General features: G+C 66.4%; 15 protein-coding genes and 1 pseudogene. 12 read left to right on the plus strand and 4 right to left on the minus strand.

Annotation, left to right across the window (positions count from 1 at the left end; translation table 11 throughout):
* Positions 1 to 16 precede the first annotated feature (16 nt).
* The 4 genes from PT85_RS02790 (at position 17) to PT85_RS02805 (ending at position 4,122) form a co-directional block, all read left to right on the plus strand.
* Positions 17 to 622, plus strand: coding sequence for an SPOR domain-containing protein (locus PT85_RS02790; protein WP_027590138.1), 606 nt, complete (start codon positions 17 to 19; stop codon positions 620 to 622).
* Positions 623 to 707: 85 nt separating this feature from the next.
* A complete protein-coding gene (locus tag PT85_RS02795) occupies positions 708 to 1,241 on the plus strand; it encodes a CvpA family protein (protein WP_039562731.1) in 534 nt (177 codons plus the stop codon).
* Between the two features lie 97 nt (positions 1,242 to 1,338).
* Positions 1,339 to 2,844 (plus strand): amidophosphoribosyltransferase, encoded by a 1,506-nt coding sequence (gene purF, locus PT85_RS02800; RefSeq protein WP_027590136.1) that lies wholly within the window; start codon positions 1,339 to 1,341, stop codon positions 2,842 to 2,844.
* A gap of 66 nt (positions 2,845 to 2,910) precedes the next feature.
* Complete coding sequence (locus tag PT85_RS02805; RefSeq protein ID WP_027590135.1) at positions 2,911 to 4,122, plus strand: O-succinylhomoserine sulfhydrylase; 1,212 nt, start codon at positions 2,911 to 2,913, stop codon at positions 4,120 to 4,122.
* A gap of 188 nt (positions 4,123 to 4,310) precedes the next feature.
* On the opposite strand, the gene PT85_RS02810 is transcribed toward PT85_RS02805, so the two are convergent.
* On the minus strand, positions 4,311 to 5,480 hold the full coding sequence (locus PT85_RS02810) for an MFS transporter (protein ID WP_039605860.1): 1,170 nt from the start codon (positions 5,478 to 5,480) through the stop codon (positions 4,311 to 4,313).
* 165 nt (positions 5,481 to 5,645) lie between these two features.
* On the minus strand, positions 5,646 to 6,986 hold the full coding sequence (locus PT85_RS02815) for a class II 3-deoxy-7-phosphoheptulonate synthase (protein WP_039605861.1): 1,341 nt from the start codon (positions 6,984 to 6,986) through the stop codon (positions 5,646 to 5,648).
* Between the two features lie 157 nt (positions 6,987 to 7,143).
* On the opposite strand from PT85_RS02815, the gene PT85_RS02820 reads away from it, so the two are divergent.
* The 4 genes and pseudogenes from PT85_RS02820 (at position 7,144) to PT85_RS02835 (ending at position 12,752) form a co-directional block, all read left to right on the plus strand.
* Positions 7,144 to 7,929: a spermidine synthase gene (locus PT85_RS02820; protein WP_407681066.1), complete on the plus strand. Its 786-nt coding sequence runs from the start codon at positions 7,144 to 7,146 to the stop codon at positions 7,927 to 7,929.
* Between the two features lie 157 nt (positions 7,930 to 8,086).
* A complete protein-coding gene (locus tag PT85_RS02825) occupies positions 8,087 to 10,237 on the plus strand; it encodes a methyl-accepting chemotaxis protein (protein WP_039605862.1) in 2,151 nt (716 codons plus the stop codon).
* A gap of 326 nt (positions 10,238 to 10,563) precedes the next feature.
* Positions 10,564 to 12,269 (plus strand): annotated as a pseudogene (locus tag PT85_RS02830) (DEAD/DEAH box helicase).
* Between the two features lie 252 nt (positions 12,270 to 12,521).
* Positions 12,522 to 12,752 (plus strand): hypothetical protein, encoded by a 231-nt coding sequence (locus tag PT85_RS02835; protein WP_027590129.1) that lies wholly within the window; start codon positions 12,522 to 12,524, stop codon positions 12,750 to 12,752.
* On the opposite strand, the gene PT85_RS02840 is transcribed toward PT85_RS02835, so the two are convergent.
* On the minus strand, positions 12,749 to 14,299 hold the full coding sequence (locus PT85_RS02840) for a GGDEF domain-containing protein (RefSeq protein WP_027590128.1): 1,551 nt from the start codon (positions 14,297 to 14,299) through the stop codon (positions 12,749 to 12,751). The two genes, PT85_RS02835 and PT85_RS02840, sit on opposite strands and share 4 nt — an antisense overlap.
* Before the next feature lie 115 nt (positions 14,300 to 14,414).
* Entirely contained in the window at positions 14,415 to 14,687 is a 273-nt protein-coding gene (locus tag PT85_RS02845; RefSeq protein WP_027590127.1) for an HU family DNA-binding protein, read from the minus strand.
* Positions 14,688 to 14,865: 178 nt separating this feature from the next.
* Here PT85_RS02845 and earP point away from each other — a divergent pair, with 178 nt between their 5' ends.
* The 4 genes from earP to PT85_RS02865 all read left to right on the plus strand — a co-directional run bounded on the left by earP (position 14,866) and on the right by PT85_RS02865 (position 17,866).
* Positions 14,866 to 15,999 (plus strand): elongation factor P maturation arginine rhamnosyltransferase EarP, encoded by a 1,134-nt coding sequence (earP, locus tag PT85_RS02850; protein ID WP_039605863.1) that lies wholly within the window; start codon positions 14,866 to 14,868, stop codon positions 15,997 to 15,999.
* A gap of 101 nt (positions 16,000 to 16,100) precedes the next feature.
* Entirely contained in the window at positions 16,101 to 16,667 is a 567-nt protein-coding gene (efp, locus tag PT85_RS02855) for an elongation factor P (protein ID WP_027590125.1), read from the plus strand.
* 227 nt (positions 16,668 to 16,894) lie between these two features.
* On the plus strand, positions 16,895 to 17,137 hold the full coding sequence (locus PT85_RS02860) for a hypothetical protein (protein WP_027590124.1): 243 nt from the start codon (positions 16,895 to 16,897) through the stop codon (positions 17,135 to 17,137).
* 417 nt (positions 17,138 to 17,554) lie between these two features.
* A complete protein-coding gene (locus PT85_RS02865) occupies positions 17,555 to 17,866 on the plus strand; it encodes an SEL1-like repeat protein (protein WP_039605864.1) in 312 nt (103 codons plus the stop codon).
* Positions 17,867 to 17,899 lie beyond the last annotated feature (33 nt).

Raw genomic sequence — 17,899 nt, forward strand, 5'->3', positions numbered from 1 at the left:
AACCGAGGAGTGTGAGATGGCTTTGCTGGACCGGGGACTCAAGCAACGAATCGTGGGTGCGCTGGTGCTGGTGGCGCTGGCGGTGATCTTCCTGCCCATGTTGCTGACCCGCGAGGACGAGCTGCGGCATGTGCGCGTCGAGGCCCCGCCCATGCCGTCGATGCCCGCGCTGCCTGACATCCGCACTGCGCCGGTCGCCGTTCCCGACCCGCTGCCGGACGAGCCGGTACCGGCGGCGCCTTCCGCTCCCATCGGTTCTCTGCCGCTGCCTGAGCCGGCTGCCTCCGACCAGCGGCAGGCTGTCCCAAAGCCGGTGACGCCCTCCGCCGATCCGGCGCCAGCCGCACGCAAGGCGCCCGAAGCGCGTCTGGATGCTAACAACCTGCCGGTGACCTGGAGTGTGCAGTTGGCCAGCCTGAGCAACCGCGCCAATGCCCTGGCCCTGCAGAAAACCCTGCGTGAACAGGGCTACAACGCCTATGTGCGCACCTTCGAGGGCAAGAACCGGGTGTTTGTCGGCCCAGTCATCGAGCGCGCCGAGGCTACCCGGTTGCGCGATCAGTTGCGCCGCCAGCACAAGCTGGATGGCATCGTGGTGCGCTTCCAGCCCGAGCGTGGCTGAAGTTCATTGCCCAAGGGCGCGGCTTACCGCTGGCCAACAGCTCTGTTAAAATGCGCGCCCCTTTTCCTCGCTGGCCTGTATCACCGTGTCGTTCTCCTGGGTCGATTGGGCAATCATCGCCATCATCCTTGTCTCCGGACTGATCAGTCTCAAGCGCGGCTTCGTCAGAGAAGCCCTGTCCCTGGTCATCTGGATTGTCGCCGGTGCCGTTGCCTGGCTGTTCGGCGGCGCGTTGGCCGAGCACCTTGGCGGTTTCATCGAAACGCCGTCGGCGCGCATCATCGCTGCCTGCGGCATCCTGTTCGTGGCCACGCTGTTGGTCGGTGCGCTGATCAGTTTCCTGCTCGGCGAGCTGGTGCGCGCCACGGGCCTGACGGGGACCGATCGCCTGCTGGGCATGGTTTTCGGTGTGGCCCGCGGCGCCCTGCTGGTGGTGGTTCTGGTCGGCCTGTTGAGCCTGGCGCCGGTGCAGCAGGACAGTTGGTGGCGAGAGTCGTCCCTGGTGCCGCATTTCCTGATGGTGGCGGACTGGTCCAAGAACCTGATCCTCAACAATGTCGGTCAGTGGATGATCGAAGGTTCAGCCGCCGCGCAGCAGTTCGGCGCGGCTGGTCGATAGGGCCCTCTTCCGTTTCGCGCGACTGCGGCGAGGCGGGAATGGACCCCAGAACGGGAGCTCCGGCTCCCTCCATGATTCATGAGTGAGGTTGCGTCACATGTGTGGCATCGTCGGTATCGTCGGCAAGTCGAACGTCAATCAGGCGCTGTATGACGCGCTTACCGTGCTCCAGCACCGCGGTCAGGATGCCGCCGGCATCGTGACCTGCGAGAACGGTCACCTGCACATGCGCAAGGAAAACGGCCTGGTGCGCGACGTGTTCCGTCAGCGCCACATGCAGGAGCTGGTGGGCGACATCGGCATCGGTCATGTCCGCTACCCGACCGCCGGCAGCTCCAGCTCCGCCGAGGCGCAGCCGTTCTATGTGAACTCGCCGTATGGCATCACCCTGGCGCACAACGGCAACCTCACCAACGTGGAACAGTTGGCCGAAGAAATCTACGCCGCTGACCTGCGCCACGTGAACACCAACTCCGACTCCGAAGTGCTGCTCAACGTGTTCGCCCACGAGCTGGCCCGTCGCGGCAAGCTGCGCCCCAGCGAAGAGGACATCTTCGCCGCCGTCGCCAAGGTGCATGAGCGCTGCCGGGGTGGTTATGCCGTGGTGGCCATGGTCACCGGCTACGGCCTGGTGGGCTTCCGCGACCCGAATGGCATTCGCCCGATCGTTTTCGGCCAGCGTCACACCGACGAAGGCGTCGAGTACATGATCGCCTCGGAAAGCGTTGCCCTGGATGTGCTCGGCTTCTCGCTGATCCGCGACCTGGCGCCAGGCGAAGCGGTGTTCATCACCGAAGACGGCAAGCTGTTCACCCGCCAGTGCGCGCAGAATCCGCGCCTTACCCCGTGCATCTTCGAATACGTCTACCTGGCGCGTTCCGACTCCATCATGGACGGCGTGTCGGTGTACAAGGCCCGCCTGCGCATGGGTGAGAAACTGGCCGAGAAGATCCGCCGCGAGCGCCCGGACCACGACATCGACGTGATCATCCCGATTCCCGATACCAGCCGTACCTCCGCGCTGGAGCTGGCCAACCACCTGGGAGTGAAGTTCCGCGAAGGTTTCGTGAAGAACCGCTATATCGGCCGGACCTTCATCATGCCCGGCCAGGCGGCGCGCAAGAAGTCGGTGCGCCAGAAGCTCAACGCCATCGACCTGGAATTCCGCGGCAAGAACGTGATGCTGGTGGATGACTCCATCGTGCGCGGCACCACCTGCAAGCAGATCATTCAGATGGCCCGCGACGCCGGTGCCAAGAAGGTCTACTTCTGCTCGGCGGCGCCGGAAGTGCGCTACCCGAATGTCTACGGCATCGACATGCCCAGCGCCCACGAGCTGATTGCCCACAATCGCACTGCCGAACAGGTGGCCGAGCTGATCGGCGCCGACTGGCTGGTCTACCAGGATCTGGCAGACCTCAAGGACGCCGTCGGCGGCGGCAAGGTGAAGATCGACGAGTTCGACTGCGCAGTGTTCGATGGCAAGTACGTCACCGGCGACGTGGACGAGGCCTACCTGCAGCGGATTGATCAGGCGCGCAACGACCTGAGCAAGAGCAAGCAGAACGCTGTCAACGCGATCATCGACCTGTACAACAACTGATCTGACGCACCCGGGCGGCGGCGCAGTCGCCGTGCCGAATGCGCCGCAACCCCAAGGTGTAAAGCAATGTTGAATGAATGGGATGCCGGCCGGCTGGACAGTGATCTGAGCGAGGCCGGGGCGGATACCCTGGCCGTGCGCGCCGGCCAGTACCGCAGCCCCGAGGCGGAGCACAGCGAAGCGCTGTTCCTGTCCTCCAGCTATGTGTTCCGCAGTGCGGCCGATGCCGCTGCGCGCTTCGCCGGCGAGCAGCCCGGCAACGTCTACTCCCGCTATACCAACCCCACGGTGCGCACTTTCGAGGAGCGCATTGCCGCAATGGAAGGGGCCGAGCAGGCGGTCGCCACCGCTTCCGGTATGGCCGCCATCCTCGCCATGGTGATGAGCCTGTGCAGCGCCGGCGACCATGTGCTGGTGTCGCGCAGCGTGTTCGGTTCGACCATCAGCCTGTTCGACAAGTACTTCAAGCGCTTCGGTGTGGAGGTGGACTACCCGCCGCTGGCCGACCTGGACGCCTGGGCGGCGGCCTGCAAGCCCAACACCAAGCTGTTCATCGTCGAATCGCCGTCCAACCCGCTGGCCGAGCTGGTGGATATCGCCGCGCTGGCCCAGGTGGCCCACGCCCACGGCGCGCTGCTGGCGGTGGACAACTGCTTCTGCACGCCGGTGCTGCAGAAGCCGCTGGCGCTGGGTGCCGATATCGTCATCCATTCGGCCACCAAGTACATCGACGGCCAGGGCCGTTGCCTGGGCGGCGTGGTGGCCGGTCCGGCCAAGCTGATGCAGGAGGTGGTCGGCTTCCTGCGTACCGCCGGCCCGACGCTAAGTCCGTTCAACGCCTGGTTGTTCATCAAGGGCCTGGAAACCCTCAAGGTGCGTATGCAGGCCCACTGCGCAAGCGCGCAGGCCATCGCCGAATGGCTGGAGCAGCAGCCCCAGGTTGAACGCGTCTACTACGCTGGCCTGCCCAGCCACCCGCAGCATGAGCTGGCCAAGCGACAGCAAAGCGGCTTCGGCGCGGTGGTGAGCTTCGAGGTGAAGGGCGGCAAGGCGAATGCCTGGAAGGTGATCGATGCCACCCGCATGATCTCCATCACCACCAACCTGGGCGACACCAAGACCACCATTGCCCACCCGGCCAGCACGTCCCACGGCCGCCTCAGCCCCGAAGCGCGCGCCGCCGCCGGAATCAGCGACAGCCTGATCCGTGTCGCGGTTGGCCTGGAGGACGTGGACGACATCCGCAACGACCTGGCTCGCGGTCTGGCGTTGATCTGAGGTGGTGCACGAGGCCGGCTTGACGCCGGCCGACTGCGGCTGAGGGCGTGCCGCTCCGGTAGGGTGGACAACGTTTTCCTTGTCCACCACCGCGCCGGCACGGCGCGTCTCGCGGCCTCGCACCGCGTCGGCGGATCAATGAAACCTGCTCCCGGGAGCTGCAGCCGCGAAGCGCGTAGGCGCAGGACTCAGCCTCGGGCGCCCTGCAGCAGCCGAACCCCCATCCCCAGACCGATCACTGCAAGCAGCGCGGATACGCCGAACAGGCCTGCCAGGCCGCTCAACGGCACCAGCAGCCCCATCAGCGGGCCGGCCAGTCCCAGGGCCAGATCAAAGAACAGCGCAAAAGCGCCCAGCGCCGAGCTGCGGCTGGAGGCTGGCACCTGTTGGATGACTTCCACTGCCAGCGCTGGATACAGAAGCGACAGGCCCAGGCCGGTCAGGGCCGCGCCGGCAAAGACCAGTACCGGGCCCGGCGCCAGCCAGATCAGCAGCAGTCCGAGCAGCTCCACGCCCAGACAGGCCAGCGCCACCCGGTAACCACCCCAGCGGCCGATGGTGCCTGAGAACACCAGGCGCGCGCCAATGAAGGCGGCGCCGAAGGCGCTCAGCGCATAGCCGGCGCCGTCCCAGCCGCGGCTGGTGAAGTACAGCGCCACGAAGGTCGACAGGGTGCCGTAGCCAAGCGTGCCGAGCGCCAGGGTCAGGCCGCCGGGCAGCACCCGGCCGAACACGCGACGAAAGGGCAGGCGGGCTTCGCTGCTGACCGGCAGGGTCGCCTGTCGGCGGATCAGCAGCAGGCCGCCGAGCGCCAGTGCCAGGGTCACCGCGCCGAGGCTCCCGACGCCGAAGCGTTCGGCCAAGGCCATGCCCAGTGGGGCGCCGATGGCGATGGCGCCGTAGACAGCGACGCCGTTCCAGGAAATCACCCGGGCGGTGTGCTCCACCCCGGCGCGGGCGATGGCCCAGCTCAGCGCGCCGGTACCCATCAGTCCCTGGGCGGCGCCCAGCAAAACCCGCCCCAGTAACAGGGCGCCCAGCGTCACGATGGGCAGGTTGTCCAGGCTGATCGCCAGCCACGTCAGCAGACCGCTCAGCGCGCAGGCCAGCAGGCCGTAGGTCACCGCGCGGCGCGAGCCCAGCCGGTCACACAGGCTGCTGGTCAGCGGCCGGGCGAGCAGGGTGGTGAGGTACTGGGCGCTGATCACCAGGCCGGCCACAGCCGAGCTGTAGCCGAGGCTGTCGTGTACATAGCCGGGTAGCACCGCCAGCGGCAGGCCGGTGCAGAAATAGATCAGGGCCGTGAAGACGATCAGGGCGAGAACTTGCGCGGGATCGCGCAATCGGACTGCGCTCATAGGGGCTGCACGCTGTGGCTGGGACGAACTGCCGCATGATGCGGCAGGTGGCGCCGAGAAAGGAAGCAGCCTAATGAAATTCTCGGTGATCGGCTGATCGCGACACCGACCGTAGAGTGGTCAACGCAACGCGTTGGCCACCGTTGGCGGCCGGAGACTCCACTATTACCCCAGCCCCTTCAGGCTCTCGGCGATCATGAACGCCAGCTCCAGCGACTGGTCGGCGTTCAGGCGCGGGTCGCAGTGGGTGTGGTAGCGATCCGACAGGCTGTCCGCGGTGACCGGTCGGCAGCCGCCGATGCACTCGGTGACGTTCTGGCCGGTCATCTCGATATGGATGCCGCCCGGGTAGCTGCCTTCGGCGCGGTGCACGGCGAAGAATTCGCGCACTTCCTGCAACACGCTGGCGAAGTCCCGCGTCTTGTAGGCGCCGGCCTTGATGGTATTGCCGTGCATCGGATCGGAACTCCACAGCACCAGGCGCCCCTCTTCGGTGATGGCGCGGATCAGGCGAGGCAGGTGCTGCTCGACCTTGCCAGCGCCCATGCGCACGATCAGGTTGAGGCGGCCCGGATCGTTCTCCGGGTTGAGGATGTCGATCAGCCGCAGCAGCTCGTCGGGCTGGGTGCTCGGGCCAATCTTCACGCCGATCGGGTTGCCGACCCCGCGCAGGAATTCCACATGCGCGCCGTCCGGCTGGCGGGTGCGGTCGCCGATCCACAGCATGTGCGCCGAGCAGTCGTACCAGTCGCCGGTCAGGCTGTCGCGGCGCACGAAGGCCTGCTCGTAGTTGAGCAGCAGCGCCTCGTGGGCGGTGAAGAAGCTGGCCTCGCGCAGCTGTGGCACACCATCCAGGCCGCAGGCGCGCATGAACGCCAGCGCTTCATCGAGGCGACCTGCCAACTGCTGGTACTTCTCGGCCAGTGCCGAGTTGGCGATGAAGTCCAGGTTCCACTGGTGCACCTGGTGGACGTCGGCGAATCCACCCTGGGCGAAGGCGCGCAGCAGGTTGAGGGTGGCGGTGGACTGGTTGTAGGCCTGGACCAGCCGCTCCGGGTCGGGCACGCGGCTACGGCTGTCGAATTCGATGCCGTTGACGATGTCTCCGCGGTAGGCGGGCAGGGTGACCCCGCCTTGGGTTTCCTCCCCCGAGGAACGCGGCTTGGCGAACTGGCCCGCCATGCGGCCGACTTTCACCACCGGGCAGCCGGCGGCGAAGGTCATGACGATGGCCATCTGCAGCAGCACCTTGAAGGTGTCGCGGATCTTCGCGGCGGAGAATTCCGCGAAGCTTTCGGCGCAGTCACCGCCCTGCAACAGGAAGGCGCGGCCCTGGGTGACCTCGGCGAACTGGCGGCGCAGCTCGCGTGCCTCGCCGGCGAACACCAGCGGCGGATAGCCGGCCAGGGTGTTTTCCACACGGGCCAGATGGGCGGCGTCGGGGTAGTCGGGTTGCTGCTGGATGGGCTTGCTCCTCCAGCTCTCGGGGGACCAGGGTTGCGACATCGATGCTCTCTTGGCGGATTGAAAAGGACGCCGCCTATGCTACTCCAATGCCGATGGCGCTCCGATGAAGGCTTGTGATTGTGTTTCCCGCGCGCTTTGGCAAGCATAGGCGCCCCTTCGGCCGCCCTGGCCGGTTGCAAGCAGGTTGTATGACGCGATGAGTAGTGAACAGACGCCGCTGTCGGGTGTGCCGGATGTGCAGGAAGAACGGCTGCTGGCCGAGGTGCGCGACGCCTATGGCGTGATCCGCGTGGTGGAAATGGGCGACTACCGCTTCCTGGAGTTCGGCGATCAGGTGGAGCAGAGCTGCGTGTTCACCGCCGATCCGGCCTGGCTGGAATACGACTACACCCGCGCCATGCTGCTCGGCGCCCTGGCCCACTCGGCGCCGGAATCCGCGCTGTTTCTCGGCCTCGGGGCAGGCACGCTGACCCAGGCCTGCCTGAAGTTCCTGTCGCTGGACGATGTCGAAGTCATTGAGCTGCGCCCGGATGTGCCGCGTCTGGCCATGGAGTTCCTCGGCCTGGACGATGATCCGCGCCTGACCATCCGCGTCGGCGACGCACTGGAGCTGCTCGACAGCGCCGAACGGCCGGACCTGCTGTTCGTCGACCTCTATACCGACCTGGGCCCCGGCCCGGGCCATCTGGCCTGGAAATTCCTCGAAGCCTGCCAGGCCAAGCTCAATCCGGGTGGCTGGCTGATCATCAACCAGTGGGCCACCGATGATGGCAAGCCGCTGGGCGCTGCGCTGCTGCGCGGGCTGTTCCATCACCATTACTGGGAATGTCCGGTGAAGGAGGGCAATGTCGCCCTGCTGGTGCCCTCCGATCTGGAGCAGACGCTGGATCTTGATGCGTTGCGTGAGCGCGCCCAGGCCCTGCAGCCGCGCCTGGGTTACAGCCTGGAATCGTTGATCGAGGCGATCCGCCCCGCCAGTTGATGTGCACGGTAATGGCGCATTGATATTGGTTCTCTCGCTCTCTGCGCCCTGAAACGGTGCGGAATTTGCCGTAAACGGGCGATTTTGGGGCTTTGCAGCTGGTCCGGGAATTGCTCTGCACCGAAGGTTACCGCTGTCGGTCGCAAGGAATTCCCCGATGTCCCATTCGAGTGCACACATGAATCTGTCGGCCGCCGAGCGCGGCTGGTTGCCCTGGTTCGGCAAGACCGGCCGCCTGGCCATGGGCTGGGCCTGCTGGCTGAATCGCGGACTGGCGGCGGAACTGGAGCAGACGTTCGAGGGCATCGCCCAGACGCGCATGAAGAAGCTCCAGCAGTGGACGGAAGCGCACTGGACGCGTCTCGGCGAACTGGCGCAGGGCGTGGGGGTGGACTGGCCAACGCCCGACGCGCAGCGCCTGCGGGAGGAGCTGCGGCAGTTGCCGGACTGCTCGGAGCTGTTCGTGGTGGACGCCGCCGGCCGGGTGCTGGCTTCCAGCAGCGAGGCGCGCCAGGGCCAGACGGACATCTCCCCGCGCGCCCTCGCCGAAGGCCTGAAGAAGCCGTTCCTGCTCGGCCCGTACCGCGATCCCTGGACCGAGCGCCTGGGCGCCAGCAGCTCCCGGTTCCACGACGCCGTTACGCTGATGTTCTTCCAGCCGGTCCAGGTCGAGGGCCAGGGTCTCGGCTGCCTGTGCGCGCGGGTGCCCAACGATGTGCTGGGCGATCTGATTCAGCGCGAAGCCGGGCATGTCTACCCGGACTCCGGCGACAACTACCTGTTCATGGTGGAGTCGCGGTTCGATCCGGCGATCACCGCCGGCACCGCGCTGTCGCGCTCGCGGTTCGAGGATGACACCTTCAGCCTCGGCGAGAACCTCAAGGGTGGCGTGCACACCGCCTGGGGCACGGTGCGCGTGCAGCGCCACACTGAGCTGGAGCTGCGCTTCACCGATCCGGCCAGCGGCGAGCTGCATCCCGGTGTGCGCGAAACCATCGCCCGTGGACAGAACCTGTTCGTCAGCTATCCGGGCTACTCGGACTACCGGCACATCCCGGTGATCGGCAAGGGCGTCACCTTCCAGCTACCCGGTTCGCCGGACCGCTGGGGCATGATGTGCGAGGCCGACTTGGAGGAAGTCTACCGGCGTCGCTCGCTGGCCTACGGGCTGATGAAGACCTACCTGGCCACCGTGCTGACGCTGTTCGGCCTGCGTGTCGGCCTGCAGCACCTCGGCGGGCTCTCCGGCTGGGCGCTGGATGCCGTGGATTTCGGCCTGCTGGTGCTGGGCGCCTGCGCCTTCGCGGCGTTCGGACCGAACCGCCTGGCCGCGCGCCTGCGGCGCATGACTGGTGTGGTGCGCACCATCGCCGAGGGCGGCGGCAACCTCAGTCAGCGCCTGGACCGGGCGCAACTGGGCAACGACGAGAGCGGCGAGATGGGCCGCTGGATCAACAGCCTGATCGACAGCCTGGACAACCTGGTGGGGCAGGTCATCGAGGTTTCCGCCCAGGTGCGCGACACCAACGCGCGCATGCTGGAGCGCAGCGGTGAGGCGGCTGGCACCAGTCGCGAGGTCAACGAGGAAATCCACCGACTGCTGCTGCTGGTCGAGGAGCAGCTGGGCGAGATCCAGCAGGCGGCCAGCACGGCCGGTGAGATGAAGAGCGCCATGGACCAGGTGGTGGCCAGCGCCCGCGAGCGCTTCGAGCAGGTGCGCAGCGGCACCCGCTCGATCCGCGACGTGATGGAGCGTTCCGCCCTCGGCGTGCAGCGCCTGGACAGCCGCATGGCGGAGATCGACGGCATCGTCGGGCTGATCGCCGACATCACCGCGCAGACCAACCTGCTGGCCCTCAACGCGGCCATCGAGGCGGCGCGCGCCGGCGAGCACGGGCGCGGCTTCGCCGTGGTGGCCGGTGAGGTACGCACCCTGGCGCAGCGCACCGCCCAGGCCGCCGAGAACATCGGTACCCTGGTCGAAAGCCTGCAGGCTGAAACACGGCGCGAAGTGCAGAGCATGGAAGCCGGGGTCAAGGACGTCGATGCGCGCCTGCAGCACAGCGAGACAGAGGGCGCCGAGAATAGCGAGCTGCACGCGCGGGTGCAGCGCATGTTCGAAATCATCCAGCAGTTGAACCAGCGCAGCCTGCACTACGGGCAGACCATCCGCGGCGTGGAACAGGCCGCCGGCGACATGGGGCAGACCCTGGACGGGCTGGCCGGCAGCGCGGAGCGGGTGCGGCATACCGCCAATCGCCTGCAGCGACTGGTCGGCCAGTTCCGGGTCAGTAAACGGGGCGCCTAGGCAGCGGTACCGGCCCCCTGTGGGGTTGGACTGCTCGCACCCGGCACTGCGGGGCGGGGGATCGCCGGCCGTACCAGGTTGCGTCCCGGGTGGCGCCCGTCAAAGGGCGTCACGTCCGTCAAAAAAAACGCGCAGAGGCGCCAGGTTTCCGGTATAGTGCGCGCCGGTCGCAATTGCGGCTCCGATCAGGTTCCACGAAGCATCGCTTCGCTGCAGGTCCGCTCCGCGGCCTACCTTCGTCGTTTCATTCATTCACATCGCAACTCCTCGCCGCCAGGCTGCCAGGGTGACCCACAAGGTCGATCAAGGCATGCGCAGTCTTGCTCATGGGTGTTTGCGAATGCAAAGAGGCAACCCCATGACTCAGGAAACCGGCGGCTTCGCCGCGCTCGGTATTCATCCCGCCGTTCTCTCCGCCATCGTCGCGGCCGGCTACGAAGAACCGTCCCCCATTCAGGCCCAGGCCATCCCGGTCATCCTGGAAGGCCACGACATGATCGGCCAGGCGCAGACCGGTACCGGCAAGACCGCTGCCTTCTGCCTGCCGATGCTGTCCAGGATTGACCCGGCCCGCCGCGAGCCCCAGGCGCTGATCCTGGCGCCGACCCGCGAACTGGCCCTGCAGGTGGCTACCGCCTGCGAAACCTACTCCAAGCAGATGCCGGGTGTCGGCGTGGTCGCCGTCTACGGTGGCGCGCCCATGGGTCCGCAGCTCAAGGCGCTGCGCCAGGGTGCACAGATCATCGTCGCCACGCCCGGTCGTCTCGTCGATCACCTGAGCCGCAACGACCAGCTGCTGTCGACCATCGGCTTCCTGGTGCTGGACGAAGCCGACGAGATGCTCAAGCTCGGCTTCATGGACGACCTGGAAGTGATCTTCCAGGCCATGCCGGCCAGCCGCCAGAGCGTGCTGTTCTCCGCGACCCTGCCGCATTCGATCCGCGCCATCGCCGAGAAGCACCTGCGCGAGCCGCAGCACATCAAGATCGCCGCCAAGACCCAGACCGTGGCCCGTATCGAGCAGGCCCACGTGATGGTGCACGCTGACCAGAAGGTCGCCGCGGTGTGCCGTCTGCTGGAAGTGGAAGACTTCGATGCGCTGATCGGCTTCGTGCGCACCAAGCAGGCCACCCTGGACCTGGCCGCCGCGCTGGAAGCCAAGGGTTACAAGGCCGCTGCGCTGAACGGCGACATCGCCCAGGCACAGCGCGAAAAGGTCATCGAGTCGCTGAAGAACGGCACCCTGGACATCGTGATCGCCACCGACGTGGCTGCCCGCGGTATCGACGTGCCGCGCATCACCCACGTGCTCAACGTGGACATGCCCTACGATCCGGAATCCTACGTGCACCGCATCGGCCGTACCGGCCGCGCCGGTCGCGAGGGTCGCGCGCTGCTGCTGGTTACCCCGCGCGAGCGCCGTATGCTGCAGGTCATCGAGCGCGTAACCGGCCAGAAGGTTGCCGAGGCGCACCTGCCGGGCCCGCAACAGGTGCTGGATGCGCGCATTCGCAAGCTTACCGAGACCCTGCGTCCGCTGCTGGCCGAGGCCGAAGGCACCCATGGCGCACTGTTTGATCGCCTGCTGACCGATCTGGACTGCACCCCGCATGCCCTGGCCGCCGCACTGCTGCGCAAGGCCACCAACGGCCAGTCGCTGAGCCTGGCCGATCTGGAGCGCGAGCAGCCGCTGGTGCCGGGCCCGACCCGCGAGCGTCGCGAGCGTGATAGCAGCGCCCGCAGCGAATACCGCGAGCGTGGCGAGCGTCGCGCCCCGGCGCCGATCGCCGAAGGCCGTGCCCGTTGCCGCGCTGCCCTGGGTACCCGCGACGGTATCGCCGCGAAGAACCTGCTGGGCGCGATCCTCAACGAAGGCGGCCTGGCCCGCGAAGCCATCGGCCGCATCCAGATCCGCGAAACCTTCAGCCTGATCGAGCTGCCGGAAGAGGGCCTCGACCGTCTGCTCGGCAAGCTCAAGGACACCCGCGTCGCCGGCAAGGCCCTCAAGCTGCGCCGCTACCGCGAGGATTGATCCTCCGTCGCTTCACCCGAAACCCCGCCTAGGCGGGGTTTCTTTTTGGGGCGGAGGAAATGACTAAAGACCATGAATTTATTGTGACTGTTCCGGACGGACGGTAGACTCGCGGCCTGTGATCCTGTTAACGAGTTTTTTCGACAGACGGATGAGTGCCCGCACACGCCGCCTGGACGGGGCTTGTTCCAGGCACGTCTATTTCGAGTGCCATGGCCTGATGGCCGTGGCAGCACCAAGAGCGGTTGATAAATGAGCAGTGCAGAAAGGCAGTCGCACGACACCCCGGCGCAGAAGCGCCCGTCCCGATCCCACAAGGCCGAGCCCACCCTGCGCGCCAGCGCGCTGTTCGCGCTGCGGGTCTACAACAGCCATATCCTGGAAGGTCTGCTCGACGAGCACATTCGCGCCGTCATGCACGCGCGCACCGAAGAACAGATCCGCGAAGTGATCGCCCTGGCGGACGGCCTGCTGCGCCGCTAACCGGGCGCCAGCTCCACGCGGTTGCGTCCCTGCTCCTTGGCGCGGTACAGCGCCTCGTCCGCAGCCTTGAGCACCTTCTCGGGGAAGCTGTTGGTCTGCGGGTAGTGCGCCACCCCGAAGGAGAGCGTCACCGGGCGTCCGGCGGTCGTGACGCTTTCCTCCATCAGGCGGCGCAGCCGCTCGGCGACCCGGGCGGCATCCTCCAGCTCAGTGTCCGGCAGCAGCATCATGAATTCCTCGCCACCGCTGCGGCACAGCACGTCGCTGGCCCGCGCCACCTTGCGCATCTGGCTGGCCAGGAACTGCAGCGTGCGGTCGCCCGCGTCGTGGCCGAACTGGTCGTTGACCTGCTTGAAGTGGTCGATGTCCATCAGTACCACGGCGAAGGGGCGGGCATCGTTCTCCCATTCCTCGAGGGACAGTTGGGCGCCGCGCCGGTTGACCAGCCCGGTCAGCGGGTCGGTGATCGAATCCAGGTTCAGCTTGCCGATCTTGCGGTTGAGCAGCTCCAGGCCGGCAAGGATCGAACGTTTGAGTTGCGCCGCCTCGTAGTACCACGACCTCACCTTGCGAACTTCCTGGGCCGCCAGCAGCCCGTCCGGCTGTTGCACGCTCCTGGCCAGCTGGCGCAGGGGGCGGGAAATGATCCAGGACAGCCACCAGATCACCAGCATGGTGACCAGCAGCACCGGCGTGACGAAGCCCGCCACTTCCCAGGCCAGGCTTTTCAGTTCTGCCAGGGTGACCTGCAAGGGGCGCTGGGTCACCACGCCCCAGCCCGCCCCCTGCACGGTGGCGTAGCCGGCCAGGACCTCCTCGCCCTTCTCGCTGAGCAGTCGCAGGCTGCCGCTGCGACCTTCTCGCACCGCCTGGGTGATTTCGCTTTCGTCCAGCTGCTGGCCGATCCAATGCGGGTCGTCGTGGTAGAGGACATGCCGGTCCGGGGAGAACGCGTAAAGGTAGGAGCCGTCGCGATGGTAATGCTCGCCCAGCAGCTTGTTGAGCACGCTGGGTTCGCGCAGGTAGATGGAGCCGCCCAGGTAGCCGAGGAAGGTCCCCTGGTCGTCGAACAGCGGCTGGGCAAGCGCCACCACCAGGCGTCCCCGGGCGGTGATGAACGGTCGCGAGACCAGCGGCTCACGACGCAACAGGATTTCTTCCGAGCCGGCGCTGATGCGATCCGCGATGCGCTGTGGGTCATGAGGGGAGAAGGCCCGCAGGCGCCCGTCGGCATTCACCAGGTAGACCGAGTTGAAGGTATCGAGCTGCACGCGCAGGCGTTCCAGCTCAGCGTCGATGAACGCCGGGTCGTCCAGTCGGGAGCGCAGCAGGTTGGCGCTGTAGGTCAGGCGTTGCTGCGAGGAGTAGAGGAAGTCTTCGGCCAGCTCCGCCAGTTTCACGGCGTAGATGCGATTGGTTTCCAGGGTTTGCTCGATCAGCAGGCGGCGTTGCAGCTGATAACCGGAATACAGCAGGAAGCCTTGCACCAGCAGCGTGGCGCAGATGCTCAGCAGGAGAATCAGACGGCGCAGATCGAGCGTTGGCATGGCGGCGTTCAAGGGCCAGGGTCTTCCGGCAGTCTGGCACGCCGCGCCTTGTCGGGCCCGGCGCACGGGCAGGAGAAGCGGGTGCCGCCCCGGGTGGACTCGGGGCGGCGGAAGATCAGTTCACGGCGTCGCGCAGGCCCTTGCCCGGCTTGAAGCCCGGCAGGCGCGCGGCGGCGATCTGCAGGGTGGCGCCGGTCTGCGGATTGCGACCTTCGCGGGCCGCGCGCTCCTTCACGGCGAAGGTGCCGAAGCCGACCAGCGAAACGCTGTCACCGTCGCGCAGGGCGCTGGTGATGGTTTCGGTCAGGGCATCCAGAGCACGGGCGGCGGTGGATTTCGGCAGATCGGCGGAGGCCGCGATGGCCTCGATCAGTTCGGCTTTGTTCATGAGGGGACTCCAGTGAGAAGGGTGGCCAGTATACGCAAGCTCGGATCGACAAGGATGCGACCTGTTCGACTCGGACCGGTTCGCTTTGTTCTGGCGGGCGGAAGGCGGCCTCGCTGCGGTATCCTGCGCGCCTGATGGTAATGCCGGCCGGGGTCGGCGTGGCACGGGCGGGAGACATATGGCGCGCAGCTGGGACGTTTTTTGTGCGGTAGTCGACAACTTCGGCGATATCGGGGTGACCTGGCGCCTGGCGCGCCAGCTGGTGGCCGAGCACCACCAGCAGGTACGCCTGTGGGTCGATGACCTGGATGCCTTCGCGCGCCTTTGTCCGCAAGCCGATGTACGGGCCTCGCGGCAGACCCAGGCCGGGGTGGAGATCCGCCACTGGGAGGCGCAGTGGGAATCGGTCGAGCCCGCCGATGTGGTGGTCGAGGCCTTTGCCTGCCGGCTGCCGGCGGATTTCGAGGTGGCCATGGCGCGTCGCGCGGTGCCGCCGCTGTGGCTGAACCTGGAATACCTGAGTGCCGAAGGCTGGGTGGCGGGTTGTCACCGGCTGCCATCGCTGCAACCCAACGGCCTGTCCAAGTACTTCTTCTTTCCGGGCTTCGATGCCGACACCGGCGGGCTATTGCGCGAACGCGAGCTGCTGGCGCGGCGGCGCGCCTTCCAGGCCGACCCGTTGGCGCGGCGCGCCTTCCTGCAGGGCCTGGGCATCGACGTCGCGGCGAACGAGCGGCTGGTCTCGCTGTTCAGCTACGAGCAACCGGCGCTGGGCGACTGGTTGCAGCCGTTGGTCGACCAGCAGCCGCCCACGCGTTTGCTGGTGCCGGAGGGCAGGGTGCTGCCCGACCTCAAGGCCTGGCTGGGGGTCGACGCGCTGCGTGCGGGCGACTGCGTCACCCGGGGCCGCTTGACCGTGCAGGTCCTGCCATTCGTCTCCCAGGCAGCCTACGACACACTGCTCTGGTGCTGCGACCTCAACGGGGTGCGCGGCGAGGACTCCTTTGTCCGTGCGCAGTGGGCCAGTGAGCCGCTGATCTGGCACATCTACCCACAGGACGATGAGGCGCACATGCACAAGTTGGAAGCCTTCCTGGACCGCTTTTGCGTCGGCCTGGAGCCAGGACTGGCCGATGACCTTCGGGGCGTCTGGCGGGCCTGGAACCGTGCCGAGGCCCCCGGCCCGGCCTGGTCCGCCCTGCTGGCGCAGTTGCCCGCGCTACGGGCGCACGCCGAGCGCTGGTGCGTGGCCCTGGCCGAGCAGGACGATCTCGCCAGTCAGCTGGTGGCCTTCGCCGCGAGGCAGGGCTGAGGAACGGTTGCGCAAAGCGAGCGGCGGCAGGTTACTCGCGGGCGGGAAATTGGCTATCATACGCGGCCTCTTTTTTGTCACTCATCCCAACGGATATCCGTATGAAAACCGCACAAGAATTCCGCGCCGGTCAGGTAGCCAACATCAACGGCCAGCCCTGGGTCATCCAGAAGGCCGAGTTCAACAAGTCCGGCCGTAACTCTGCGGTCGTCAAGATGAAGCTGAAGAACCTGCTCACCGGCGCTGGCACCGAAACCGTGTTCAAGGCCGATGACAAGCTGGAGCCGATCATCCTTGAGCGCAAGGAAGTGACCTACTCCTACTTCGCCGATCCGCTGTACGTGTTCATGGACAGCGACTTCAACCAGTACGAGATCGAGAAGGACGACCTGGAAGGCGTCATGGCCTTCATCGAAGACGGCATGACCGACGTCTGCGAAGCCGTGTTCTACGGTGAGAAGGTCATCTCCGTCGAACTGCCGACCACCATCGTCCGCCAGATCGCCTACACCGAGCCGGCCGTGCGCGGTGACACCTCCGGCAAGGTGATGAAGACCGCTCGCCTGAACAACGGTGCCGAGCTGCAGGTTTCCGCCTTCTGCGAAATCGGCGACTCCATCGAAATCGATACCCGTACCGGCGAATACAAGTCCCGCGTCAAGGCCTGATTCCCCTGGTGTGGCAGAAAGCCCCCGTCACCGGCCGGTGACGGGGGCTTTTCATTTGCGCCGGATCACTTTCTGGCCATGCGCCATCCTGCCTTCCGTCGGGTGGACATCAACCGACAGGGTGCTTTTGTGATGCCACTCTCTGTTCCCGCACATGCACGCGATGCGCCGTCGCAGGGGCTGTCTACGCTTCTGGCACGTCACACGGAGCAATCAAGGAGGGAGGTATGCGGTGCTTACCCGAAGAAGCCGAGCGGCAGGCCATCAATGCCCTGCTCGATTGGCTGAAGGCCAGGCGGCGAGTCGCCGGCGGCATGGACCTGGCGCTGGCGGAGGCTGTGCTGGATGAGGCGGCGGTACGGATCGTTCTGTCCGGTGCCCGGCGTCTGCCACGCGAACATGTGGAGGCCATGGGGCTCGGCCTGGGCATGCCGGTGCGGCGCTGCCCGCCACGTCTGAGAGTGGTCTAGTGCAGGCCAGGGCAGCGCGGATAACCGGCGGTCATGCCGACGAAATGCGCTTCAGCTGGCCCGGCTCCTGCCTCTTCTGCGAGAACTTGTTCACATTGCGCCCGGGCTTCCGTCGAAACAGCTGCGGAACCCGGTCACACCCAGGTAATCGCCAGGTTTATCAGCCATTGAAGCGTAACTTATTGAAAAATAAGGATTTTATTTTTGGCTAAAAAATAGCCAATCCGTCTTCGGGCCTTTATCCACGGCCGTTTGCGCGCGTTGTTCGCAAACTTCCCCACAATGTTATCCACAGAAACTGTGGATGGCTTGTCTGCGGCTGTCTGGAACAAGCCCAACGCATTTTTACAAGTCTTTACCCACCGGGAAAAAGGAGTAGAGTGCGCGCCTCGTTCAAGGTACCCCCCCGATCACGCAATGAAGTTCCTGTCCGTTTCTACGTCCGCACCGCGCGCACTCCTGTCCCTGCGAGTGGCTGGCTGGCTGTTGGATAATCCGCGCCTGCGACGGGCCGCGATGGCGCAACGGCTGGCTGGCCAGTTGCTCAAGCAGCCGGCGCGCCGAGGTGTGGTGGAAGCCCAGAGCCGTCTGGGCCTGCTGCTGTGTCAGCATTGCGGCAGCCATCGGGACCGGCGCATCGGCCAGGAGTTCCTCCGCCAGGCCGCGCGAGCGGGCGACCCACGCGCCCAGCAGGCCCTGACCGGCGAAGCGGCTTCCTTCCTGTCCTGATTCCGTCCCTCTCCCGGATGGTCGATATACTGG

Origin of the sequence: Pseudomonas flexibilis (assembly GCF_000806415.1) — a bacterium.
In the GTDB taxonomy this organism is placed as follows: domain Bacteria; phylum Pseudomonadota; class Gammaproteobacteria; order Pseudomonadales; family Pseudomonadaceae; genus Serpens; species Serpens flexibilis.